Raw genomic sequence first — 22721 nt, forward strand, 5'->3', positions numbered from 1 at the left:
GCAAGCATTTATTTGATACTTTGGATGAAGTACAAGATTATGCAACAAACTGGTTGTGGCATTACAACCATGAAAGACCACATCAAGCTAACAAAGGAAAGCCACCTCTAATGGCTGCTTAACCTCTGCTTTTAACTTCGGTTATTTATGGGAGGATTACCATACCACCAACCGTGATATCAACAATACCCAAGAAATTACTCGTGATCAGACCACAGGTATGCTGGATGGTTCAGTAACGATTGATCATCGATTACTGACAGAAGCTGGACGACAGGAGATTATTCAAGAACAGAAGGATTTGCCAGAGAATTTCCGTCAAAGTGCAGAAAATTTAGCACAAGCCTTACCAGCGGGTGAGTATAAAGATAAGGCTTTACAAACACTAAATAATATTCAGGCAAGGCTTTACAATTTACCAAGTGAATATAAAGAAACGGGTGTAGTTGGTGACAAAGTTGCAAGTGAATTGCTCAAACGAGGGATAGAGCCAAAAGAAGTTGAAGCTTTATTTTCTAAATTAGATTTTTTCTATGCAGCAAAAGAGTTTAGTGAAATTCAGAGTCAACTAGATACATTAGCTCAATCTGGTGTTGGTTTAGAAACGATTTTTAAACAACCTAAAATAGGCGTAAATGAACAAGAAGTAATTTATGCGAAAGGAACTGACATTGAGACAAAAGTTACGACCCAAACCACAGTTGGTATGACGATATTAAGCAATATTGCTGATTTAGGAAATAATATAAAGCAGATTAGTGAAGATACTGGAGTTGATTTAGGTACTGTTCAACTTGCGGTAGGACTAATGATTTCAGGCCCAGTCCGTTTAGCAATTGAGACAGGAAAATCTTTAGCTTTAGATAGTGCGGTAGGAGCTGAAATAGCTCAAGGATTTGATGCGCTGGCGACATCATTAACTGCCGCCGCTCATGTTACCAATTCAAATACGATTAATAATTGGACTAATTCAGAGAAAGTTAAAGAAATTGAAGCCTCAACATCTGAAAATAAATTAGATGAATTGAAATTTGCAAATGAAATTGAAAAAAATCTCTGTACACGACAAAAATAGATAACTCATTGAAATAATGTCACAATAATTGTTTTCTAACGACGAATACTATGACACATCTCAATGAGTTATATCTTATCTTAAACAAATCTCTAAAATGGAACAAGTCACATTTAAAGTGCTTTGCGCTCATCATGCTTGTGATTATTTTAAAGCAAACATGTAATCTTTCTTCTGCATCTAAAGCCTTGCCCATCAAGTGTTTACCACAATCATTTTATCGACGTATGCAGCGCTTCTTTGCAGGTCAGTATTTTGATTATCGTCAAATTTCTCAGTGTCATCACCAGAACGATGGTGATGACTACGGCGATCTGACCCCAAAGGATTCGGCCTCCGCGCAATGCAGGCTCCAGTCGGCAAAAGAGACGGAGCCGATCAGAGAGTAGGCAAAATCGGGACGGGCAACAGGAAAGAGGATGCCGGAGGGCTGCCGGATACTATCGGCGGCAAATAGGATGGATCGCCTGTGCCGTTATCGTGCCGGTCGAGTGCCATCCAGGAAACGATTGGGCGAATCGCCGTCACGCTTCATTTTGCCTGCGAGGTTGAGTAGATTTTTCAGTGCGGAGTTGCGATTGAACGGCGACCAGACGGCTGTAAAGGCAACCGGCTCCGGTTCATCGAGGAAGGGCAGGAAGACGATGCCGGTCGTCGGCAACAATGACGTTGCCTCGCCGACGATAGTGATGCCGAAGCCTTGTCCGACCATAGATAGCAGCGTGTCGCGCCCCACATCAAAGCGCCGGATCGACGGTGCGGGCCAACGCCCGGCAAGGCGCAGCACGATATGGTCATGGACCTGCGGGCCGGTGCCACCATAGCGAACAATGAAAGTCTCGCCGACCAGATCGGACCAAGTGATTGCGGACTGCCCGGCGAGGCGATGCCCATCCGATAGCACGGCCACCAGCGGTTCGGTCCAGATCGGTCGGGTATGGCAGTCGGGCATCTCGGGCTTGCCCGCGACGAACACCACGTCGAGCTGGTCAGCACGAAGCTGCATCACCGCATCGCGGGCTGTGCCTTCGGTGATCTCAACCTCAATGCCCGTATGTTCTTCCCGATAATGACGGATCAGCTCCGTGAGAAAGCTGCGTGGGATTAAGGCATGGATGCCGATGCGAAGCCGGCCGTATTCTCCTTGAGCTGTCATGCCTGCGGTCTTCACTGCGTGATCGAGTTGATCGACACCCGCCGTGACACGCTCCATGAAGTGCCTGCCTGCGTCTGTTAGCCGAACGCCCCGCGCATGGCGCTCAAATAGCAGGACACCAAGGTTATCCTCCAGCGCTTTCACACGCGCGCTGACGCTCGACTGGCTGATACCAAGTGCCTTGGCCGCATGCCGAAAATTCAGATGCTCGGCGACGGCGATGAACTGAACAAGGGAAATGAGCGGTATCCTGCCAGACAGGATACCGACATTCACGAGGTTTCGATGGTTAGTGCGCCGCATCGGAGCGGGCCTGCTACCAGTCGTCGGTTAGACGACTGGCGACTTCTCGGTGGCAGCCCCACGGAGCCGAAGGAGCACCAGCCCCAACGAAACCAGTACCGCCATCGCCGTGGCGTAACAGATCACGGGCCACGCTGTGTCACCGTTTAAAAGTGCCACCGCCAATGTCCCGACAATGCTGACTATCAGGCTTTGAACGCAGAAGTAGAACGCGACCGCTGATCCCGCGATGTCGTCGAACTCTGCCAAAGCGCCGTTCGCGGTAACGGACACCGTGAAGACAATACCGACCGCGACAACCCACATCGGTAGGATGAAGGTGAGGAATGACGGCGAGCCGTAAAGTTCGCCGATCCCCAACAGGACCGCTCCGCAAACAAGCAACGCCATCCCACGCGCCACGCATCCTGCGATGCCCCATCTGGCGACAAAGGACTTCGCGAAACGGGTTGTCACGATCATTACAAGCGCGACAGTGGCGAAGGCAAAGCTGAATCCGATCTCGGAATATTCCGCTTGGCCTATGAGCACACGGGGAGCCGTCGAGAAGAAGACGAAGTAGGTGCCCATACCGGCGCTAAAGCCGACAGTGTAAACCCAAAAAGCCGGACTCGCGAAGATCGGCAAGACAGATCGGCGCGTCTTGACTTGATCCAGAGGGCGGGTTTCGTGCCACCTGAAACCCGCATTTAGGAGTGCGAGCATCGCCAGTATAGCCAAAGTAATGAATATCGCCTGCCATCCCAAGAACTCGCCGATCAATACTCCGGCGATAGGGCCGAGCGCAGGCACGAACGCCAGCATCGAACTGAAAAGGCCGTAGATGACGACACCCTCAGGACGGTTGGCATAAACGTCGCGAACCGTCGCGAACGTCGCCACCAGCATGGCCGACGCGCCCACTGCTTGAAGTAGACGGAAAGCGACAAAGGCCGGTGCAGTTGAAGACCAAGCTGCTCCCAGAGACGCAATGACGAAAGCCGTTGCGCCCGCAAGTAGAATTGGCCGTCGCCCGATTCTGTCTGAGAGCGGACCAAAAATCACCTGGCCCACGCCGAGCATCACCATATAGAGGCTCAACGTGAGTTGGATCATAGCGGGCGTCGTGTTCAGGATGCCGGGCATCGCTGGAACGACAGGGAGATAAATATCCATCGCCAGTGAAGCGAGGATGTCGAAAGGAGCCATCAGCAGCAGTGCTGCCGGCAGCGTATAGGCCCACGCGGGGCGTGTGGTGGTCATGACGAATCAACCCTCGATTAAGGAATACCGGGCGACGTCTGCTCGTCAGCAATCAGATGAGACTAGCCTTACAGAGCGCCGCAACAACAATACTGGTTGTTGCGGCTTACTTGTCTGCTGACTTGGAATTTCCCATCTGATTACTCCACGCTTACGAATATGAATTGCTACATTTTATCCGATTATCTTTTGCTTTGCAATGCGGCATGGGCGCACTCAGCGTTCCAGCCCCCTCTGCCGCCCTAAATGCTTGCTCCAATGCATCGAGCACCATATCTGTATTCATCCGTGTCGATACTTTCCATCCAACAATTGCTCGTGAGAACACATCAATAATAAATGCAGTATAAACCCAGCCTGAATTTGTTTGAATATACGTAAAGTCACTCACCCACAGTTGGTCAGGATGATCAGCAGTAAAATTACGTTTTACCAAGTCATCCGCTCGTTTTTGATCATCTCGGCTACGGGTGGTTTGTTTGTTCTTACCACGCCAAACACCTTTTATACCTAGCTTTTGCATTAATCGAGCAACAGTACAGCGCGCAATAATATAGCCTTCACGTTTCAGTTTTTGCCAGACTTTACGTACACCATACCGACCTGAACTTTCCTTCCAAATTCGTTTAATCTCCTCAGCATGATGCAAGTCATGTAAATCTCGCTTTGCTCGATGTTCTGGATTTTCACAGAGATCTAGAGTCCGGTAATAGGTTGAAGGTGCGATCGGTAAAATTCTACAAATCGCCTCGACTCCGTACAGCTCTTTATTATTATGGATAAAATCCACCATTATTTGTGTGGGCGGTCGAGCTCCGCCTGGGCGAAAAAAGCGGCTGCTTTACGTAGAATTTCATTGGCGCGTTGCAGTTCTTTATTTTCGCGTTCGAGTTGTTTGATACGTTCTTGGTCTGAAAGCTGCTGTACTTTAACTGGATTTTGTTTATCTAAATATTTTTGATACCAAACACGTAGTGTTTCAGGAGTACAACCCTTGCGCAGTATACTGCTCAGGGAGCAATAGCGGTGATCGCAGCCCAATTCGATGGATAATCTTTCTCGGATTCAATCAATAATTGAACCGCTCTTTCTCTGATTTCAGGGGTATATTTTACTTTTTTCATCGGGACATTCTCTCAGAAAGCTTGGTCTCCGACAAACCCGGTACGGTTCAAAAATCTTCCATTGATTTATTTATATCTGTTAAACCAGTCGCATTATGAAATGTAATATAAGTAGAAATTTCAGTATAAATGGTCATGATCTTTTCTAAATTTGAATATCTAAGCGTCTTCATTAATCAACCTTATTGATTATTAGTTTCTTCTTTTAAAGCTCTTTGTACTGTTGCTATCCCTACTTTAAACTTTTCTGCAACACCTCTAAATGTTGAATTTTCTTCAGCCATTGCTTTTCGTATTTCAACATAGTCAACCTTCCGCTTTCTTCCCTTATATAAGCCCTTCGCTTTGGCTTTTGCAATTCCTTCCTTTTGACGCTCACGGATCATGGAGCGTTCAAACTCTGCAAATGCAGCAAGCATCTGAAACATGAGTTTATTTATTGCCGATTGTGCTACATCATGACTGAAGGTCAAATTCTCTTTATGAAAAATAATGGTTATACCACGATCATTCAGACTATTCACAATTTCGTTCAGATCATTTGTATTACGTGCCAGACGATCAATACTATGAACATGCACCGTATCACCTTCACGCAGATAGTCGAGCATTGCATTTAACTGAGGACGTTCACGGCTACCACCGCTTGCCTTTTCAGTAAAGGTCTTATCCAGGCTGATTCCATCTAATTGACGTTCAGTATTTTGTTCAGTTGAACTGACTCGAATATATCCGACCTGATTAGGCATTCTGTACCGTTAGAGTTTAGATAATTAAATACATATTGTACCGAAATTAAATATTAAGTCTATAAATACGGTTTTTGAGTTGCTTTTTAAGACTTTATTTTGTTCCGTTAGGCTATACTCTATAGTTACATAATTCGTGATTTAAAGAGACCTAGAAAAAGAGAAATGGTATTTATTTGAGCTAATCAAAGTTGAGAAACTTTAGAATTCTTGCGTTAGTCAAATTTTAAGCAGCCAAAAGCTATATTTTATGAGGTTTTAGCCAATTCAAAAATTAGATAAACTATACTTTCGCAAGAGGTCTTTTGATTAAATAATAAGCGTGGAACGTGAAAAATCATAAAAAAAGCCCACCTTGGGGAAGATGGGCTATCAACTAGAAACTACAGCATTGATTTCTATAGAGAATTATAACGCTGTTATTCCTAAGTAGTAATGTCCTACCTTAAAACCAAATAGAAATGTCCTATACAGACATTTCCAAGTCAAGCACAGGATTCAGATTTCGTTCTTTGATTACTGTCTTCTGTGCACGTCTGCTTGGCATAGATTGAGAACGATTACGTTTGTTTTGCTGTTCCAATTCTTCATGCTGTTGTTGAATATGATTGAGAACTGCACCTAAACGTTTATTCTCAACAATCTCTCGCTGGTTAAGCTGACTTAATTTATCGAAGATGCTGTAATTGATTTTTCTTCCCTGATATTCAATCGCGACTGTACCATCCGGGTATTCCAGGAACTCAAGATACTTACTAATCAATCTTTGGTTTTCTTCCGTGTTTTCCAGGAGATATACGCATTTATCATAAGTAATCGTCAGGCTATTCGTGACTCTGCGGGGTTCACGCCAGGTAAAAATATCATCTAATTCTTCGGCTGTTTCAGTGACAGTCCGGTGTAGATCCTTGGGATTAAAGGCCATCTTGGCAAACTTCTGATTGAATTGCTCAATGAAGCAGGGTAGCCAGGCATTCGCTTGTTCAATCGAACAGATGCCTTCCAGGCGCATTTCTTTGATCAGACGGTCCTGAAGCGTTCTATTGGCTCGTTCTACACGGCCTTTGGCCTGTGGTGAATTAGCGAAGATAATATCGATATTCAGGGTGCTGAGTACGCGCCCAAATTGCGTAATCTTGGTGTCTTTCTTGCTGCTTTGATTCACCCTGAAGACTGAATGTTTATCGCTGTAGAAGGCTAAAGGCTTACCATGCTGCTCAACATACAAACGTGTTGAAATCATATAGTCAAAGGCTGATTCTGACTCACAGAAGCGTAAGTGCTGCAATTTTCCTGTGGCGTCATCGATAAACACCAATAGACAGCATTTAGGGGCTCTTCCTTCAAACCAGTCATGATGTGAGCCATCAATTTGGATCAGTTCACCATAACAGTCCCGGTTATAACGAGGCTGATATGGGCGTTTCAGGCGTTTGGAGCGAGGAATCCATAAATCGGCTGCAATCATCCAGGAACGCAGGGTTTCCACTGAAATATCGAATCCATGAATGGTAGTCAGCTTTTCATGCGCTAAAGTGGGTCCGAAACCATGGAATTGCTCAGCAACCATATTGAGGCACTTGAGCCTGAGTTCTTCAGGAAGCCTGGAATTGCTGGTTTGACCACGACCGGCATGGGCTAATGCAGCTGGGCCTTGAGCTTTGTATTTTTGCAGTAAACGCCTGATCTGACGTTCTGAAATATGAAGTAGCTGAGCAGCCTGGGATTGAGTTATGCGTTGATCGCAGATTTCCTGCACGACCGACAATCGTTTAAGTTCTTTATCCGACATAGACACCAACATATCAAACCGTCCGCTTCGATAATCGCAAAAGCGCATATTCTAAAAGCGGACATTTTTACTTTGGAGAAACCGGACATTTCTATTTTGGAGTTACAAACGCATTTCGTATAAGGTGTATTATGTTAATTTTAGATTTTTTAAAAAATTAGGGCATCCATGAATCCTTTAGAATTCTACTGTTTAATATTGAAAAATATGGATAAAAACCTGGCTAAGAAACTAGGTAAAATTGAGAAAAAATATACTAATGTTCCATTTAAAAATGATGAAATAGCTAAAGTTAAAATTAAATCCGAATTTGCTTCAGAAATGGGGTTTTTCGTACTTAATTCAGCAACTTCTTTAGCTGTAGATGAAGAAAACTATAATTTTGCATACTGCTTAAAAATCTTAGAACTATATCCAATTAAGAATAACGATTTTTTTTATTGGAATGAGCATATAAAGCTATTTTCAGAATTAGAAAAAAATAATTTTTTATATGAAGATGTCTGCAAACTACATGATTTTCTGGTAAATAACTTTAGCTTTAACGGTGATTTAAAGAATATTATTAGTCATGAGATGCTTAGAAATTCTGGCGTCAATATACTGCTAATTTTAATTCACTTAGATCATTTAATTTCTAAGAAGTGGGGATTCCAATCAATCTCACTAAACCAAGCATTAAAGTTTAAGTTTAAAAATAAACGACCATACTTCCCATCAAAAACTTTTACAGATTTTCTTTTATTTATCTTAAAGATAAATGCAAAGTTTGAAGCAACAAAAGGACATAAAGTCGAGATTCTGAAGACTATTCCTCCAACTAATGGTTTTGAGCAATGGTTAGATCCTTCTCTCGAAGATGAACAAATTAAAGAATTTATACAACTAATTAAAAAAGTTAGAGAAAACAGAAGACTATGCTACTTGAATGAAGTCTATGAGTTCCTAGGTCTACCTTATGGTGAGTTTAAAAATGATGAAATTTATGAACAAGTCTCAGAAGAGAATTATTTATTCCTGAAAAATGAACTTCCAGAAGATAAGTGGTTTGAAAGTATTAATGCCATAGCTGGCCTATGGTTAATATATTTTTGGCAAGACTTTTATTATAAACATTTTCAAAAAACAGCCAGCGTTTCTACGTTAGCTACATCAGAAGATTTTATCGTGATATGGGAAGCCTTCCTGAAGAAATATCCTTCAGAAGGCCAATATCTTTGGCCTTCTGAATTGATATTACAAGATAAATAAATTTTTATTTACGAGGTGGATTATTGTCTCGGCCACCACCTGATGGATTTCCAGTAGTACTAGGCCAACCTGCTGTGCTCATAGTTTTCATCCTTATTTAGATTTCGTAGGTTTATGATTAGGATTCAATTGTCGGCTACGGTTGTCCTGATTCTGCGCATGTTGAATATTATTAGGATTTTTTACTGTAGCACGTTGATCATTCGCTGTTTGTGTCATTGCTTTCTCCTTAAAATGTTTGAACATCTGACAAGGAAAGTATGGCTTCAAAAAAATATGCATCTTGCCTGAAAAACAGTAAAAAAGTTTAAATTTTAACCAAAAAAATTATGTATTTAACATAATGGTGTTATACGAAATTAATGGATGTTCGTATAAATTACTTGCATATTGTATTCGATCGAATACAATATAGTGAGAAGATAAGGAATCCTCATGATTGAAATTAAACGTCTTCCAGAATTTGATGAATGGTTGGATGGCATTAAAGACAATATGACCCGTATCCGCCTGAATCGTCGATTAGATAAGGTTCAACGTGGAAACTGGGGAGACATTAAACCTCTCCAAGATGGCGTTTGGGAAATGAGAGAATTCTTCGGTTCTGGATGGAGGATGTATTACATCCAACATGGTGACGTTGTGATTGTAATGCTTGGTGGTGGAGATAAATCAACTCAACAACAAGACATCGATCGGGCAGTCAAACTATCGAAAACATTGGAGGATTAAAATGGTTAAAGTCGCTGATTTACCAAGTTTTGATATGGCTGAGTCGCTCAAAACTGAAGAAGACATTGTGATGTATCTCAATATGGTTCTTGAAGAAAATGATCCAGCTGAATTAGCCCATGCACTTGGTGTTATTGCTAAAGCTCGTGGCATGACTCAAATCGCTAAAGAAGCAGGGATTGGGCGTGAAGCACTCTACAAAGCCCTACGTCAGGATTCAGCACCACGTTTTGATACGATTAATCGTGTAGTAAATGCTTTAGGCTTAAAACTCACAGTACAACACGCTTAAAACTTTAAAAATATAGTAAAAATGGGAGCTAAAGGCTCCCATTTTTAGATTCGTATAAGGTGTATTATGTTAATTTTAGAAATTCTATATAAATATAGAATTTTTAAAACTTAAATTCTGGCATGTGTCCCATACTTATCAATCATGATCGAACTGGCTTCATTTAGACCACGTACTGTGACATTCGCACCATTCTTTTGAAATTTATTTACAACAGAATCAAGCATGGCGACTGATGTTACATCCCAAATGTGAGAATGGGTCAAATCAATAATCACCTCCTTTACATCCTCTTTAAAGTCAAAACCTTGCATGAATTTTTCAGAAGAACTAAAGAAGATCTGACCTCTCAACTCATATAAACGGGCCATTCCTTCAAAAGATGCTGTCACCTGGATATCATTTTCAAGTTTATTCGCCAGGAACAAGGCTGAAAGTAATACGCCTGTTAACACACCCAAAGCCAGGTTATGCGTAGCAACAACTACAATCACCGTCGCAATCATGACGATATTACTACTCTTAGGATTATCTTTTAACTGAGTGACAGAACTCCATTCAAAGGTACTGATAGAGACCATTATCATTACCGCTACCAATGCAGCCATTGGAATCACTTTGAGCCAGTCGCTGATAAATACAACCAGAATAAGAAGAAAAATGCCCGCAGAGAATGTTGATAAGCGTGTAAGGCCACCTGATTTTACGTTAATCATAGATTGACCAATCATTGCACAACCGGCCATGCCACCCATAAAGCCAGAAGCAATATTCGCAATCCCTTGTCCCTTACATTCCTGATATTTATCACTTGGCGTATCAGTCATTTCATCCACGATAGTTGCTGTCATCATCGATTCAAGTAAACCTACAGCCGCCAGTGCGACTGAATAAGGCAAAATAATCATCAATGTTTCAATATTCAAAGGAATATCTGGAATCAAGAACATTGGAAGTGTGTCAGGTAAAGACCCCATATCGCCCACGGTCCGTACATCAATTCCTAAAGCGATTGCCAATAATGTGATTGCAATGATGCAGACTAGTGGAGAAGGGAGTAATTTTCCTAATTTGGGAACCAGAGGGAATAGATAAATAATTGCTAAACCTAAAGCAACAAAAGCATATACATGCCAGGTCACATTAATCAGTTCAGGCAATTGAGCCATGAAAATTAAGATCGCTAACGCATTTACGAATCCAATAACCACAGATTTAGATACAAACCGCATTAACTTGGCGAGCTTTAAATAGCCTGCCAATATTTGAATCACGCCTGTCAAAATTGTTGCTGCCAGCAGATATTCAAGCCCATGCTCTTTGACCAATGTGACCATAAGCAGCGCCATTGCACCAGTGGCTGCTGAAATCATGGCAGGACGACCACCTACGAAAGAAATCACGACGGCAATACAGAAGGATGCGTATAGACCAACTTTAGGATCTACACCTGCAATAATTGAAAATGCGATGGCTTCAGGGATGAGTGCAAGACCGACGACTAATCCGGCAAGTACATCCCCACGGATGTTAGAGAACCACTGTTCTCGGACATTAGATAACATAAACATAGCCTGTTTTTTAATTTTTCAGATAGGCTAGTGATGTGATATATACAACACACAAACGACTACACCACATCACTAGACAGTGATGAGTTATTTACAGATTTAAGACGATAAATAAACTTAAGGTGGCGTAAGTGTCATAAGATGAAAGAACGTTTTAGAGTAAAAAAATCAGGACAAGGGTAACAGCTAGGTACTTTTTTATAAAGCCTGGATGTTATATCCAAGCTTTGTTTAATCGGTATTTTATGAAGCTTTTGGCTCCCCAAGTAATTGACCTATTTCCAAACGTGTATAGCCACGTTCTTTAAAAATCAAAACAATAGCCTGTTTATAATCTTCAGAAGTAGAAGTCTTATACTTAGTTATCAGTTGATTTTCAGAATTCAGCTCAAGATCATTTTTGATGGTCAATACTTCGCTAGAGATCTTGTTAAAGATATTTAGGTTAAACATACAGGCACTCGTCATCCGTATTATAGCGGCCCGACTATAACGAATACCTGTCTTAGCTACGCTAGACACCCTTGGCCGCAAGGATTACAAATTAAGAAAAATTCCGCAAGTTTTTGTCTATTGAAAGAATAAATAATCTCCCAACTGCTATCTATTTAACATAATGGTGGTTATACGAAATTCTGTTGTAGCCCCATACATTCAAGTTTATTTCTTGCATGAATGTATCCTATAGGATACATTACTCTTATGTACTCAATATATACCACTGAAGTCTTTGATGACTGGTTTACTAAGTTAAAAGACCTGCAGGCAAAAAGACGTATACAAGTCCGAATTGATCGGGTTGAAGATGGAAACTTTGGAGATACTGAACCAGTAGGTGAAGGTGTTTCTGAATTACGTTTCTTCTTTGGACCTGGCTACAGGATCTATTACTGTAAGCAAGGGCAAAGGGTCGTTATTCTTTTAGCAGGCGGAGACAAGTCTACGCAAAGTAAAGATATAAAACTTGCCCTACAATTAGCACAAGATTTAGAGGAGGAGCTGTAAATGGCTATCAAACTTCGCAAATGGGACAGTGCTGAACATCTTAAAACAGAAGAAGATATGCAAGCTTACCTACAAGCCTGTATCGATGAATCTAATGGTGATGCGGCATTCATTGCAAAAGCTTTAGGTAATATTGCTAAAGCTAAAGGAATGGCTCAATTATCAAGAGACACTGGTTTAGGTCGAGAAAGTCTTTATAAAGCACTTTCTGGCGATGTAAATCCAAGCTTTGATACTGTTATTAAAGTCGTAAAAGCACTGAATTTACGCTTAGCAATTTAAAAAAAACTAGTAAAAAAGGGAGCTTTAAGCTCCATTTTTCATTTCAACTTCGTATAACGTGTATTATGTTAATTTTAGGAAAAGTGAAAAATAATCTACAATAGAATCTACGAAAAATTGGCCATCAATTATGCCTGATTTCTCCAGTGGAAATAATTGGATTGTGAGATCCCCCACTCAAAATCATAAATTAGAAAGAATTGAAGCATTTCTTTCCAATTATGCTTATAAACCTCACCGACATGATACTTATGCTATTGGCAGGACTCTTTCCGGAGTTCAAAACTTTCATTACAAAGGTACATTGCAACATAGCTTGCCAGGCATGACTATGGTTCTACACCCGGATGAAAAGCATGATGGTGAATCAGGAACATTAGATGGCTATCGCTATAGAATGATTTACATCGAACCAGCGATGATCCAAACCATTTTAAAGGGTAAACCTTTGCCTTTTATCAGACATGGCTTAAGTAATGATATTCGCCTGTTTAGGGCAATGGATAGCTTTCTAAATAATATAAATAATTATATGGATACCCTAGAAGAGGAAGATGCTCTATTTGATTTGGCAACTACACTGTGTGAAATTTCAGATACTTCATCTAACCAAAACAAAAAATTTGACTACAAGGCAGCAGAGAGAGCGCGTGAGTGTATTTTGGCGTATCCACATGAAAACTTAAGTTTGTCAGATTTAGAGAAACATGCTGATCGTGACCGCTGGAGCCTTTCTCGTGATTTCCGATTATTATTTGGAACTAGCCCACACCGTTATATGATCATGCGTCGCTTAGAAACAGTTAAGTTCTACCTTGCTCAAGGGGAGTCTATTGTTAATGCTGCTTTAAATGCAGGCTTTTTTGATCAGAGTCATATGACCAGACATTTTATAAAAACATTTGGTTTAACTCCCACTCAATGGAAAATGATAAATATTAAAAGATAGCCGTTCGATTTGAACGGCTAATTTGTCCTACAGCAGATTTATTCCATTAAGAAAATCTTTGAACATAAAAAGCCCTGATAAAATCAAGAGTATACCCATCAGCTTATTTAGCCGATTAAACCAGATAGGATTAGCAATTTTGTTGCCTAATACTTTTCCAACCAGAGCATAGGTGAATGGTGCGCCAACAGCACCAAGTGAAATCAGTAAAGAAACTATCAAGATCATGATTCCTGTGATTTTGGCTGCAGGGTACATAATTGTCGTAACAGGTAGAATGACGAGAATGGCTTTTGGATTTAATAACTGAATAAATAAGCCATTTAAGAATGTTAGATGGCTTTCTTGCTGTTGAGTTGTTTCTACATTCGCCCTAATCATTTTTATAGCCAAGTAGAATGTATAAATTGCACCCGCTAAAGCAATATAATGAATCAATCCATGTGGAATAACAGCTTCACCTATATAGCCAAACAATACGAATAAGATCAACATGGCGAAACCAATGCCTAGGTAAAATCCTATAGTCTTTTTTAATTGACCTGTAAGGCCAGAATTTAGCCCCATAAAATTTACAGGGCCTGGGCTATACATAACGCTTAATGTATAAAGAAATATTTCCACAGAGTTCACTCAATTAGATAGCAATAAACATCAAAGAGAGAACGGTATCGAGTTATAGGCCTTAAAGATTGTACGTTTGTGCTGAACTAATTAAAAATTTCTATTTAACTTATGTTCACCTAAAGTTCACTTCATAAGTGTATAAAGAAACTATGTATTGTATTTTCAATTGCTTATATAAATATTAGTCTTGGTTTAGAATTTTAAAGTTCATGAACTATGAGAAAAAACTAAGATACGATCAAAATTGTAGAACAACAAAATTATTTATACTAATTTACAAGCCACGCTGTTTAAGCGTGTCATTAAAAAATAAATCTTTTAATCTCTCCACACAATCTCCACACAATCTCCACACAACATCAGCAATTCATAAACACTGCTATTTCAAAATAGTAGTATCTAAAACCCCCCCTCTGAAAAAGCATGTCAACACATTATCATTTAATAGGTTCAATACTTATTACAACTGTACTTTTAATCGGCTGTACACAAGCCAAAGATGCTGAACAGTCCCCAACAGAAATGCCACCAGCGGTTGTCAGTACCATCACGGTATTACCGCATTCCATGAATTTAATTGAAAATCTTCCAGGCCGTGTTGTCGCTTACCGTATTGCTGAAATTCGCCCGCAAGTAGGTGGAATTGTTGATAAAGTACTTTTTAAGCAAGGCTCTTATGTGCAAGCAGGTCAACCGCTTTTTAAATTGAATTCTGAAATATTTCAGGCAGATGTAAAAAGCAATCAAGCCACTTTAAACCGTGCACAAGCTGAGGTGACACGTTTGCAGGTGCTGTTAAAACGCTACACTGAATTAGTAAAAGTAAATGCGGTTAGTCAGCAGGAATACAACAATACCGAAGCAGATTATCAAAAAGCAAAAGCCGATGTGGCGCAAATGCAAGCCATGTTAAGCAGACAACAACTTAATCTTAAATATGCGACTGTTACAGCCCCTATCTCGGGAACGATTGGTGAAATCTTAGTGACTGAGGGTGCATTAGTTGGTCAAGGTGATACTAATGCAATGGCCGTAATACAACAGATTAATAAAGTCTATGTTGATGTAAAGCAATCAATTAGTGATTATGAAAAACTACAGGAAGCTTTACAGCAAGGTGACGTGTCAAATACCAAACATACGGTTGAAATCCTAAATAGTCAGGGTAAACCTTATAACGTTACAGGTGAAATCCTATTTTCGGATACTAAAGTTGATCCTGATACGGGTGATGTCACAATCCGTATTTTAGCCAATAATGAAAATCAAAAACTTTTGCCAGGCATGTATGTTCGAGTCAATATGAGCCGAGCTCAAGTTGAAAATGCGCTCCTAGTTCCAGAACAAGCGATTCAACATGATATTAGTGGTAAAGCCAATGTTACGATTGTTAATCAAAAAGGTTTAGCGCAAAGCAAGCCTGTTCAGCTTGGTCAACGTTATCAAAATAACTATGTGATCAAACAAGGGTTACAAGCAGGTGAGAAAGTCATTGTTGAAGGGGCTGATCGTATACAGCCTGAGCAAAAATTAAAAATTAAGCAGTGGCAACCTACAAATATTAAGGAAAATGGAGGACAGCAATAATGTCCCAATTTTTCATTAGGCGTCCTATTTTTGCATGGGTGATTGCTTTATTTATTATTCTGTTGGGTGTACTAAGCATCCCCAAGTTACCTATTGCACGATTCCCAAGTGTTGCGCCACCACAGATTAGTATTACGGCAATCTATCCAGGTGCTACGCCAAAAACATTGAATGATAGTGTTGTGACCTTGATTGAGCGGGAAATGTCAGGTGTCAAAAACTTACTTTATTACAGTTCAAGTTCAGATAGTTCTGGAACAGCAACAATCACCGCAACATTTAAACCAGGTACAGATGTAGAACTTGCACAAATTGATGTGCAAAACAAAATTAAAGCCATTGAGTCACGCTTACCTCAAACAGTGCGACAACAAGGGCTGATGGTCGATGCTGCGTCGTCTGGTTTTTTAATGATGGTGGGCTTAAGTTCACCGAATGGCAAATATAGTGAAATTGATGTCAGTGACTATATGACTCGCTATGTGATTGAAGAATTAAAGCGGGTTGACGGTGTTGGTAAAGTCCAAAATTTTGGTGCTGAAAAAGCCATGCGGATTTGGGTCGATCCAGATCGTTTGGTTTCTTATGGATTGAGTATTCAAGATGTGAATACAGCCATCCAAAACCAAAACTTGCCGATATCACCAGGTCGTATTGGTGATGTTCCTGCTTTGACGGGGCAACAAATTACTATTCCTTTAACTGCTCAAGGTCAATTAGAAACTGTAGAGCAATTCAAGAAAATTAGTTTACGTGCTCAACAAAATGGCGCCAATGTTCGACTGTCGGATGTCGCTCGTGTCGAAATCGGGGCACAGATGTATAACTTTGCGATTTTAGAAAATGGCAAAGCCTCTACAGCTGTGGCGATACAAATGAGTCCTGGTGCCAACGCTGTCAAGACTGCAGAAGGTGTTAAAGCGAAAATTGAACAGTTAGGTTCAGCACTGCCTGATGGTATGAAATTCTCTATACCTTACGACACTGCACCTTTTGTAAAAATCTCGATTGAAAAAGTAATCATGACATTGCTTGAAGCTATGGCATTAGTTTTTATTGTCATGTTTATCTTTTTACACAATGTTCGATACACCTTAATTCCGGCGATTGTTGCACCGATTGCATTGCTTGGCACATTCTCAGTCATGCTGCTTGCTGGTTTTTCGATTAATGTGCTGACCATGTTCGGTATGGTGCTTGCGATCGGGATTATTGTCGATGATGCGATTGTGGTCATTGAGAATGTTGAACGCATTATGGCGACAGAAGGCTTATCTCCAGTTGAAGCCACATCTAAAGCCATGAAGGAAATTACCAATCCGATTATTGGCATCACCTTAGTGTTAGCCGCTGTATTCTTGCCGATGGCATTGGCGTCAGGCTCAGTGGGGATTATCTATCGTCAGTTCACCATTACCATGTCGGTTTCAATTTTATTCTCAGCTTTCCTTGCACTGACATTAACCCCTGCGTTATGTGCAACGATGTTAAAACCGATTGATCAAGACCATCAGAAAAAGGGTGTTTTTGCATCGTTTGATCGCAGTTTTGAGAAGCTGAACAATCGCTATGAACGCAGTTTATTTAAAGTAATTAAACATAAAACCCTCGCAATGTTATGTTTCTTAGGCATTGTCATTGTGCTGATTTTTAGTTTTAAACACGTTCCGACTGCGTTTATGCCAGAAGAAGATCAGGGGTGGTTTATGACTTCGATTCAACTTCCTGCGGATGCAACTCAAGAACGTACCCGTAAAGTCGTTGCTGAGTTTCAAAATTATTTAGACCAAGAAACGGGGATTAAAGACAATATGGCGGTCTTAGGTTTTGGTTTTAGTGGATCTGGTCAGAATACAGCGATGTATTTTACCAATCTATTGCCATTCGAAGAGCGTACTATTACGGCACAAGAAGTCGTGAATAATGCCAATATAGCGATGGCTGAAAGTTCAGAAGGTCAAACCATGTCTGTGTTACCACCAGCAATTGATGAATTGGGTAACTCATCTGGTTTTTCACTGAGATTATTAGATCGTGGCAATATTGGCATGCCTGCTTTAAGAGAAGCACAAGATCAGCTTTTAGCATTAGCAGCACAAAGTAAAATCGTGGCGGAGGTCTATCCTGAAGGTTTGCCAGATGGCAGTTCTGTACAGCTTAAAATTGATAGAGATAAATTGCAGGCATTAGGTGTTAATTTCAGTGATGTGACCGATATTATTTCAACCTCAATGGGTTCGATGTATATCAATGATTTTCCAAATCATGACCGTATGCAGCAAGTCATTGTGCAACTTGATGCCAAATCACGCATGAGTATTGAAGATATTCTTCAGATTAAGGTGAACAGTCAAAGCGGTAAATTGGTTTCAATGTCTGAAATAATTACTCCAATTTGGCAACATTCCCCACAACAATACAATCGTTACAACGGTCGTCCATCATTGAGTATTTCTGGCAGTCCAGCAGCAGGTATATCTTCAGGACAAGCCATGACTGAGATGGAAAATTTGATTGAACAACTTCCGAAAGGTGTGGGTTATGAGTGGACTGGGATTTCTCTAGAAGAAAAACAGTCGGAATCACAAACCTTGTTTTTATTACTGTTGTCGATGTTAGTCGTTTTCCTTGTCTTGGCAGCGCTTTATGAAAGCTGGTCAATTCCATTCTCTGTGATGCTAGTTGTCCCTCTAGGGTTGATTGGCGCCTTTTTAGCAGTAATGTTACGTGGTATGCCAAATGATATTTTCTTTAAGGTCGGCATGATCACGATTATTGGTCTATCTGCAAAGAATGCTATTTTGATTGTTGAGTTTGCAAAAGCACTAAGAGAAGAAGGAATGGGTTTAGTGGAGGCAACCGTTGCAGCCGCTAAATTGCGCTTACGTCCAATCCTAATGACATCTTTGGCATTTACCTGTGGCGTTATTCCTTTAGTCATTGCCAGTGGCGCTAGTTCTGAAACTCAAAAAGCGATTGGTACAGGCGTCTTTGGCGGCATGATCAGCGCAACAATTCTAGCTGTTATTTTTGTACCGATTTTCTTTATTGTCGTCATGAGCATGGTTGAGAAATTCTCGAAACGTAAAGCGGCACATTAAGCATCAAAACTGAGAATAAAAGCTGTGGGTTAACGAGTTTAGCCCACAACAAATCTTTCATTTACATCTTTATTTCAGAATTGATTTAATAAACCATCAATATAGGTTTAATCATGAAAGCTACCAATCTTGATCCGAAACGCTGGTGGATATTGCTCGCTGTCGTGCTTGCATTTCTGCCGATTGTGATTGATATGACTGTACTGCATGTTGCGGTTCCCTCATTAACCCAATCGCTGAGTGCCACAAGTAACCAAGTCTTATGGATTATTGATATTTATCCATTACTTATGGCTGGACTTTTAGTTCCGATGGGAACTTTGGCTGATCGTGTCGGCAATCGTAAGATTCTGCTGATTGGCTTGGTTATATTTGGAATTGCCTCAGTCCTTGCGGCATTTTCCCAAACGGCTTCTATGCTGATTGCCGCACGTGCTTTATTAGCATTAGGCGGTGCCATGATTATGCCCTGTGTATTGGGTATTATTCGCAGAACCTTCGAAGACAGTCGCGAACGTGCCATTGCGCTGGGTATTTGGGGCACAATCGGATCAGCCGGTGCCGCCATTGGACCGCTCATTGGTGGGGGATTGTTAGAATATTTCTGGTGGGGTTCAGTTTTCCTGATTAACGTCCCAATCATGCTGGTTGTCGCACCAATGTGCTATTTCTTATTGTCCCGAAAAGAAGCTATAACCCCTGGACATTGGGCATTTGGTCAAGCGCTATTGCTGATTGTCGGTTTGATTTCGTTTGTATATGCACTAAAAGCAGGCTTAGGCGGTAAACAGTCGTTGTTGATTGTCTTGCCTTTGGTCGTTTTATCTATCGGCTTATTAACCATATTTGTACGCAAACAGCTGAATTCTCCTCAGCCGATGCTAGATCTTTCGCTATTTTCACGTCCTGCTATTTTAGCCGGCATTATTATGGCAATGGTTGCTGCAGGCGCTTTGGCAGGGGTTGAGTTAACTTTGGCAATGGAGCTGCAATATGTCATTCGTTTAACACCGCTGCAAGCCGGTCTTTTTATGGTTCCGATTATGGTTGCGGCCGCTATTGGCGGGCCTATTGCTGGTTTTTTATCCAATAAATTTGGACTCCGTCTGGTTGCGACCATGTCATTAATATTGGCAGCAATTGCGTTGGTCAGTTTGAGTTATTCAGATTTTCATCATCCGGGAATCATCGTTCCCTTTATTTTAGCTTCGATTGGATTAACACTGAGTATTGGTTTAACAGCTTCATCCATTGCGATCATGGGCTCAGTACCTGCAGAAAAGGGCGGTGCGGCAGGTTCACTTGAAAGTACAGGTTATGAACTGGGTACAGGACTAGGTATTACTTTATTTGGTGTTTTCATGGCCTATATATTTGGCAGTCATCTTCAAGTGCCGTCAGATTTAACTGCTGTTTTAGCAGAAAAAGCCAGACTTTCGATTGGTGATACCTATTTAGTGGCGAGCCAGTTACCCGTTGAACAAGGTACAGCATTGATTAACGCAGGTAAAATTGCCTTCAGTTCAGCTCATGTTAATTTATTATTAACAGCAGGGATTATCATCGGGATACTCTCCATTGTGGTATTTTTTATGCTAGCTAAATATCGAGATGAGAATTCATTGTGATGAAATTTATTTGAGGATCATCAAACAGAATGGTTAAGTTCAGACATCAATTTATCTTAAATTTATGGTTTAAATTAAGCCGTATTAATCTGAACTTAACACATTATAAATGAGTTGATGTCTTACGATTTAGTTGAATAGTAAAACAGCTGCCACCTAAGTTTTTGGATTTAGAATAATAAATATGACCTTGGTGTGCTTCAATAATTGCATCAATCACTGCCAAGCCTAATCCAGTACCGCCATCTAGACATGATCTAGAGTCTTCCAGTCGATAGAAGGGTTTGAACAGGTGTTTAAGATGCGATTCATCAATACCAGGACCTTCATCTTCAAACGTCAATACCCAATGTTCTGCTGTGGTTACAGATGTAATATTTATTTTTCCAGCATTCGAATATCTTAGAAAGTTAGAGAACAATGCAATAAAGACCTGTTCCATCCTTCTTATATCAACGCAAACCAATTTATCCGTCAAATTTAAAACAATAGTTAAACCTTTAACATGAAACCGTTCATTAAACATCTGCAGACATTTTTCAATACTATTTTTTAAATTGGTCTTTTCTAGTTCTAATCGTAATTGTTTATTTTCAATAAGTGTCAGTGTCCGTAAATCTTCCACAAGGTAAGATAAGCCTTCGACTTGGTTCAATAAGCTTAGGTGTAAAGCTTTATCGGCAATAAATATACCATCGACAATACCTTGCAAGCGACCTTGTAATATTGTCACAGGTGTTCGTAATTCATGTGCAATTGCAGCATTCCAAACAGTTGAATTCTTAACTGATACTTCAAGTTGGTTTGCCATTTCATTGAAGTTCTCAATAAGAGACTTGATTTCATGTGGAATATCATGATGTGGCTGTTTAATTCTGAGTGCTAAATTGCCTTGTTGAATTTGTTGAATAACATCTGCTAAATCACTAATTGGCTGTGTATAGCGTTTTCCATATTTAAAGGCGAGGATAGTAGAAAGAAAAAAGCCTGTTAATAGCACTAAAAACAGCCAGATAAAGTCAACGGAGGTAACTGAAAATTCATTTGAATTAATAACTTGTGTATTTAGAAAACCTATTTTTATCGCCCAGCTATAAACAAAATAGCCAATCATGAAAGATAACAGCGTAATGCCTAAATTGAATAGGCTCATCATGATAATAAACTGGAAGTTAATTCCAACAGAATTTTTAAAAAAGTTAAATTTCATGATTTTGATCTAAGCGATACCCCACGCCACGGACATTGATTAATAAGCCATTTACATCATTTTCTTCAAGTTTTTTGCGTAATTTGCTGATATGGCTATCTACAGTGCGATCTAAAGCATCACTTTCAGGCATACAGTTTTGGATCAATTCATTACGTGTAAAGACTTTATTCGGTGTTTTTGCCATCAAAAACAGTATCTTATACTCAGTTAACGTAAGGTTGAGCAACTGATTTCTTTGACCATTTGAAATGTAAACTTGATGATGATCTGGATTAATTTCAATATTTCTATAACGAATAATATTAGTTATTTCCATATTTTGGCTTGTACTTCGTCTAAGTACGGCTTGTATTCGTGCAATCACTTCGTTTGGGTTAAATGGCTTAATAATAAAGTCATCAGCACCCATTTTTAGCCCCATGATCTTATTCACTTGATCATCTAAGGCAGTCAGCATAATGACAGGTAAATGACTTGTTTGACGGATGATTTGTAGAATTTCCCAGCCATTTAGTTTGGGTAATTTAATATCAAGGAGAATCAGGTCGATAGAGTTGGCTTTTAGGCACTCTAAAGCTTGTTGTCCATCCAATGCACGGATGACCTGCATGTTTTCATTTTTTATGTATTTTTCAAGAATGTCACCAATATCATAATCATCTTCTACAACGAGAATGACGCTGTTTTCGAAGCTGTGCTGTAGATTTGGATACATATATTTTATCTTAGATGAAGTAGCTATGCATTTTAACATTTAATTGTGTAATGGAGATGATTAGACGAGCAGTCATTTATATTTGTAATTGAGGGGTGACATATAATAAAATTCGTTGCATATCAGTATTAATGAACAAAATGTCAATTATCATTCATTTAACATAATGGCTGTTATACGAAACAGAGATGTAACTCCAAAATAAAAATGTCCGGTTTCTCCGAGGTAAAATATGACTTTTGAACAAAAATAAGCCATTGTTTATTCTTTTTATTTCCAACAAAATTCCAGAACTCATCTACTTCGAGAGATTCATAATGACTTTGC

General features: G+C 40.1%; 21 protein-coding genes, 4 pseudogenes and 1 other annotated feature. Of the genes and pseudogenes, 12 read left to right on the forward strand and 13 right to left on the reverse strand.

The window, feature by feature from the left end:
* The 3 genes and pseudogenes from FTU71_RS13135 to FTU71_RS13145 all read left to right on the forward strand — a co-directional run.
* Positions 1-122: integrase core domain-containing protein (locus FTU71_RS13135; RefSeq protein ID WP_179989171.1), on the forward strand; the 122-nt coding region annotated here is incomplete at its 5' end.
* Between the two features lie 98 nt (positions 123-220).
* Positions 221-1075, forward strand: coding sequence for a hypothetical protein (locus tag FTU71_RS13140; protein ID WP_179990508.1), 855 nt, complete (start codon positions 221-223; stop codon positions 1073-1075).
* A gap of 50 nt (positions 1076-1125) precedes the next feature.
* Positions 1126-1353, forward strand: a pseudogene (locus FTU71_RS13145) (IS4 family transposase); the annotation flags it as partial.
* 197 nt (positions 1354-1550) lie between these two features.
* Here the strand turns inward: FTU71_RS13145 and FTU71_RS13150 are convergent.
* The 6 genes and pseudogenes from FTU71_RS13150 to FTU71_RS13170 all read right to left on the reverse strand — a co-directional run bounded on the left by FTU71_RS13150 (position 1551) and on the right by FTU71_RS13170 (position 7441).
* Positions 1551-2231 carry a LysR family substrate-binding domain-containing protein gene (locus FTU71_RS13150; protein WP_109354582.1) on the reverse strand — a complete coding sequence of 227 codons (681 nt, stop codon included), beginning with the start codon at positions 2229-2231 and terminating at the stop codon, positions 1551-1553.
* A gap of 3 nt (positions 2232-2234) precedes the next feature.
* A pseudogene (locus FTU71_RS14675) lies at positions 2235-2534 on the reverse strand (LysR family transcriptional regulator); the annotation flags it as partial.
* A 27-nt stretch (positions 2535-2561) separates the two neighbouring features.
* A complete protein-coding gene (gene floR, locus FTU71_RS13155; protein WP_000214122.1) occupies positions 2562-3776 on the reverse strand; it encodes a chloramphenicol/florfenicol efflux MFS transporter FloR in 1215 nt (404 codons plus the stop codon).
* A gap of 151 nt (positions 3777-3927) precedes the next feature.
* Positions 3928-4900: pseudogene (locus FTU71_RS13160) on the reverse strand (IS3 family transposase).
* Positions 4495-4611 (reverse strand) — a sequence feature (AL1L pseudoknot). Its footprint overlaps the pseudogene before it by 117 nt.
* Positions 4901-5082: 182 nt before the next feature.
* A complete protein-coding gene (locus tag FTU71_RS13165; RefSeq protein ID WP_006581699.1) occupies positions 5083-5649 on the reverse strand; it encodes a recombinase family protein in 567 nt (188 codons plus the stop codon).
* A 466-nt stretch (positions 5650-6115) separates the two neighbouring features.
* Positions 6116-7441 carry an ISNCY family transposase gene (locus tag FTU71_RS13170; protein WP_179989167.1) on the reverse strand — a complete coding sequence of 442 codons (1326 nt, stop codon included), beginning with the start codon at positions 7439-7441 and terminating at the stop codon, positions 6116-6118.
* Between the two features lie 168 nt (positions 7442-7609).
* On the opposite strand from FTU71_RS13170, the gene FTU71_RS13175 reads away from it, so the two are divergent.
* Complete coding sequence (locus FTU71_RS13175) at positions 7610-8692, forward strand: hypothetical protein (RefSeq protein WP_004969299.1); 1083 nt, start codon at positions 7610-7612, stop codon at positions 8690-8692.
* Positions 8693-8785: 93 nt separating this feature from the next.
* On the opposite strand, the gene FTU71_RS14635 is transcribed toward FTU71_RS13175, so the two are convergent.
* On the reverse strand, positions 8786-8911 hold the full coding sequence (locus tag FTU71_RS14635; RefSeq protein ID WP_004969301.1) for a hypothetical protein: 126 nt from the start codon (positions 8909-8911) through the stop codon (positions 8786-8788).
* 216 nt (positions 8912-9127) lie between these two features.
* On the opposite strand from FTU71_RS14635, the gene FTU71_RS13180 reads away from it, so the two are divergent.
* Both FTU71_RS13180 and FTU71_RS13185 read left to right on the forward strand, forming a co-directional pair.
* A complete protein-coding gene (locus FTU71_RS13180; protein ID WP_004647749.1) occupies positions 9128-9424 on the forward strand; it encodes a type II toxin-antitoxin system RelE/ParE family toxin in 297 nt (98 codons plus the stop codon).
* Position 9425: 1 nt separating this feature from the next.
* Positions 9426-9716: an addiction module antidote protein gene (locus tag FTU71_RS13185; RefSeq protein ID WP_004969304.1), complete on the forward strand. Its 291-nt coding sequence runs from the start codon at positions 9426-9428 to the stop codon at positions 9714-9716.
* A gap of 110 nt (positions 9717-9826) precedes the next feature.
* On the opposite strand, the gene FTU71_RS13190 is transcribed toward FTU71_RS13185, so the two are convergent.
* Positions 9827-11281, reverse strand: a complete 1455-nt coding sequence (locus FTU71_RS13190) for a SulP family inorganic anion transporter (RefSeq protein ID WP_026438532.1) — start codon at positions 11279-11281, stop codon at positions 9827-9829.
* Positions 11282-11530: 249 nt separating this feature from the next.
* Complete coding sequence (locus tag FTU71_RS13195) at positions 11531-11740, reverse strand: hypothetical protein (protein WP_004976362.1); 210 nt, start codon at positions 11738-11740, stop codon at positions 11531-11533.
* A gap of 249 nt (positions 11741-11989) precedes the next feature.
* On the opposite strand from FTU71_RS13195, the gene FTU71_RS13200 reads away from it, so the two are divergent.
* The 3 genes from FTU71_RS13200 to FTU71_RS13210 all read left to right on the forward strand — a co-directional run bounded on the left by FTU71_RS13200 (position 11990) and on the right by FTU71_RS13210 (position 13523).
* Complete coding sequence (locus tag FTU71_RS13200) at positions 11990-12292, forward strand: type II toxin-antitoxin system RelE/ParE family toxin (protein ID WP_154320144.1); 303 nt, start codon at positions 11990-11992, stop codon at positions 12290-12292.
* Positions 12293-12574 carry an addiction module antidote protein gene (locus tag FTU71_RS13205; RefSeq protein WP_000985610.1) on the forward strand — a complete coding sequence of 94 codons (282 nt, stop codon included), beginning with the start codon at positions 12293-12295 and terminating at the stop codon, positions 12572-12574. It abuts the gene before it with no gap.
* 130 nt (positions 12575-12704) lie between these two features.
* Positions 12705-13523 (forward strand): AraC family transcriptional regulator, encoded by an 819-nt coding sequence (locus tag FTU71_RS13210; protein ID WP_032073151.1) that lies wholly within the window; start codon positions 12705-12707, stop codon positions 13521-13523.
* Between the two features lie 27 nt (positions 13524-13550).
* Here the strand turns inward: FTU71_RS13210 and FTU71_RS13215 are convergent, their stop codons facing one another.
* On the reverse strand, positions 13551-14147 hold the full coding sequence (locus FTU71_RS13215) for a LysE family translocator (RefSeq protein WP_074163998.1): 597 nt from the start codon (positions 14145-14147) through the stop codon (positions 13551-13553).
* A gap of 426 nt (positions 14148-14573) precedes the next feature.
* On the opposite strand from FTU71_RS13215, the gene FTU71_RS13220 reads away from it, so the two are divergent.
* From FTU71_RS13220 to FTU71_RS13230, 3 genes are all read left to right on the forward strand, one after another.
* Positions 14574-15737, forward strand: coding sequence for an efflux RND transporter periplasmic adaptor subunit (locus FTU71_RS13220; RefSeq protein ID WP_032073150.1), 1164 nt, complete (start codon positions 14574-14576; stop codon positions 15735-15737).
* A complete protein-coding gene (locus FTU71_RS13225; protein WP_270915313.1) occupies positions 15734-18838 on the forward strand; it encodes a multidrug efflux RND transporter permease subunit in 3105 nt (1034 codons plus the stop codon). The genes FTU71_RS13220 and FTU71_RS13225 overlap by 4 nt, the downstream gene beginning before the upstream one ends.
* A 113-nt stretch (positions 18839-18951) precedes the next feature.
* Complete coding sequence (locus FTU71_RS13230; RefSeq protein WP_032073148.1) at positions 18952-20466, forward strand: MFS transporter; 1515 nt, start codon at positions 18952-18954, stop codon at positions 20464-20466.
* 103 nt (positions 20467-20569) lie between these two features.
* Here the strand turns inward: FTU71_RS13230 and adeS are convergent, their stop codons facing one another.
* The 3 genes and pseudogenes from adeS to FTU71_RS13245 form a co-directional block, all read right to left on the reverse strand.
* Complete coding sequence (gene adeS, locus FTU71_RS13235) at positions 20570-21676, reverse strand: two-component sensor histidine kinase AdeS (protein WP_032073131.1); 1107 nt, start codon at positions 21674-21676, stop codon at positions 20570-20572.
* Positions 21666-22394: an efflux system response regulator transcription factor AdeR gene (gene adeR, locus FTU71_RS13240; RefSeq protein ID WP_032073130.1), complete on the reverse strand. Its 729-nt coding sequence runs from the start codon at positions 22392-22394 to the stop codon at positions 21666-21668. Before adeR ends, adeS begins: the two co-directional genes overlap by 11 nt.
* Before the next feature lie 245 nt (positions 22395-22639).
* Positions 22640-22721 (reverse strand): annotated as a pseudogene (locus tag FTU71_RS13245) (IS1 family transposase); the annotation flags it as partial.

This window comes from Acinetobacter sp. YH12136 (assembly GCF_013418545.1).
GTDB lineage: Bacteria > Pseudomonadota > Gammaproteobacteria > Pseudomonadales > Moraxellaceae > Acinetobacter > Acinetobacter towneri.

Excerpts from the sequence above, each read along its gene's own strand:
- FTU71_RS13140 (WP_179990508.1), top strand. The coding sequence starts at position 221 with ATGCTGGATGGTTCAGTAACGATTGATCATCGATTACTGACAGAAGCT.
- FTU71_RS13150 (WP_109354582.1), bottom strand. The coding sequence starts at position 2,231 with ATGACAGCTCAAGGAGAATACGGCCGGCTTCGCATCGGCATCCATGCC.
- floR (WP_000214122.1), bottom strand. The coding sequence starts at position 3,776 with ATGACCACCACACGCCCCGCGTGGGCCTATACGCTGCCGGCAGCACTG.
- FTU71_RS13165 (WP_006581699.1), bottom strand. The coding sequence starts at position 5,649 with ATGCCTAATCAGGTCGGATATATTCGAGTCAGTTCAACTGAACAAAAT.
- FTU71_RS13170 (WP_179989167.1), bottom strand. The coding sequence starts at position 7,441 with ATGTCGGATAAAGAACTTAAACGATTGTCGGTCGTGCAGGAAATCTGC.
- FTU71_RS13175 (WP_004969299.1), top strand. The coding sequence starts at position 7,610 with ATGAATCCTTTAGAATTCTACTGTTTAATATTGAAAAATATGGATAAA.
- FTU71_RS14635 (WP_004969301.1), bottom strand. The coding sequence starts at position 8,911 with ATGACACAAACAGCGAATGATCAACGTGCTACAGTAAAAAATCCTAAT.
- FTU71_RS13180 (WP_004647749.1), top strand. The coding sequence starts at position 9,128 with ATGATTGAAATTAAACGTCTTCCAGAATTTGATGAATGGTTGGATGGC.
- FTU71_RS13185 (WP_004969304.1), top strand. The coding sequence starts at position 9,426 with ATGGTTAAAGTCGCTGATTTACCAAGTTTTGATATGGCTGAGTCGCTC.
- FTU71_RS13190 (WP_026438532.1), bottom strand. The coding sequence starts at position 11,281 with ATGTTATCTAATGTCCGAGAACAGTGGTTCTCTAACATCCGTGGGGAT.
- FTU71_RS13195 (WP_004976362.1), bottom strand. The coding sequence starts at position 11,740 with ATGTTTAACCTAAATATCTTTAACAAGATCTCTAGCGAAGTATTGACC.
- FTU71_RS13200 (WP_154320144.1), top strand. The coding sequence starts at position 11,990 with ATGTACTCAATATATACCACTGAAGTCTTTGATGACTGGTTTACTAAG.
- FTU71_RS13205 (WP_000985610.1), top strand. The coding sequence starts at position 12,293 with ATGGCTATCAAACTTCGCAAATGGGACAGTGCTGAACATCTTAAAACA.
- FTU71_RS13210 (WP_032073151.1), top strand. The coding sequence starts at position 12,705 with ATGCCTGATTTCTCCAGTGGAAATAATTGGATTGTGAGATCCCCCACT.
- FTU71_RS13220 (WP_032073150.1), top strand. The coding sequence starts at position 14,574 with ATGTCAACACATTATCATTTAATAGGTTCAATACTTATTACAACTGTA.
- FTU71_RS13230 (WP_032073148.1), top strand. The coding sequence starts at position 18,952 with ATGAAAGCTACCAATCTTGATCCGAAACGCTGGTGGATATTGCTCGCT.
- adeS (WP_032073131.1), bottom strand. The coding sequence starts at position 21,676 with ATGAAATTTAACTTTTTTAAAAATTCTGTTGGAATTAACTTCCAGTTT.
- adeR (WP_032073130.1), bottom strand. The coding sequence starts at position 22,394 with ATGTATCCAAATCTACAGCACAGCTTCGAAAACAGCGTCATTCTCGTT.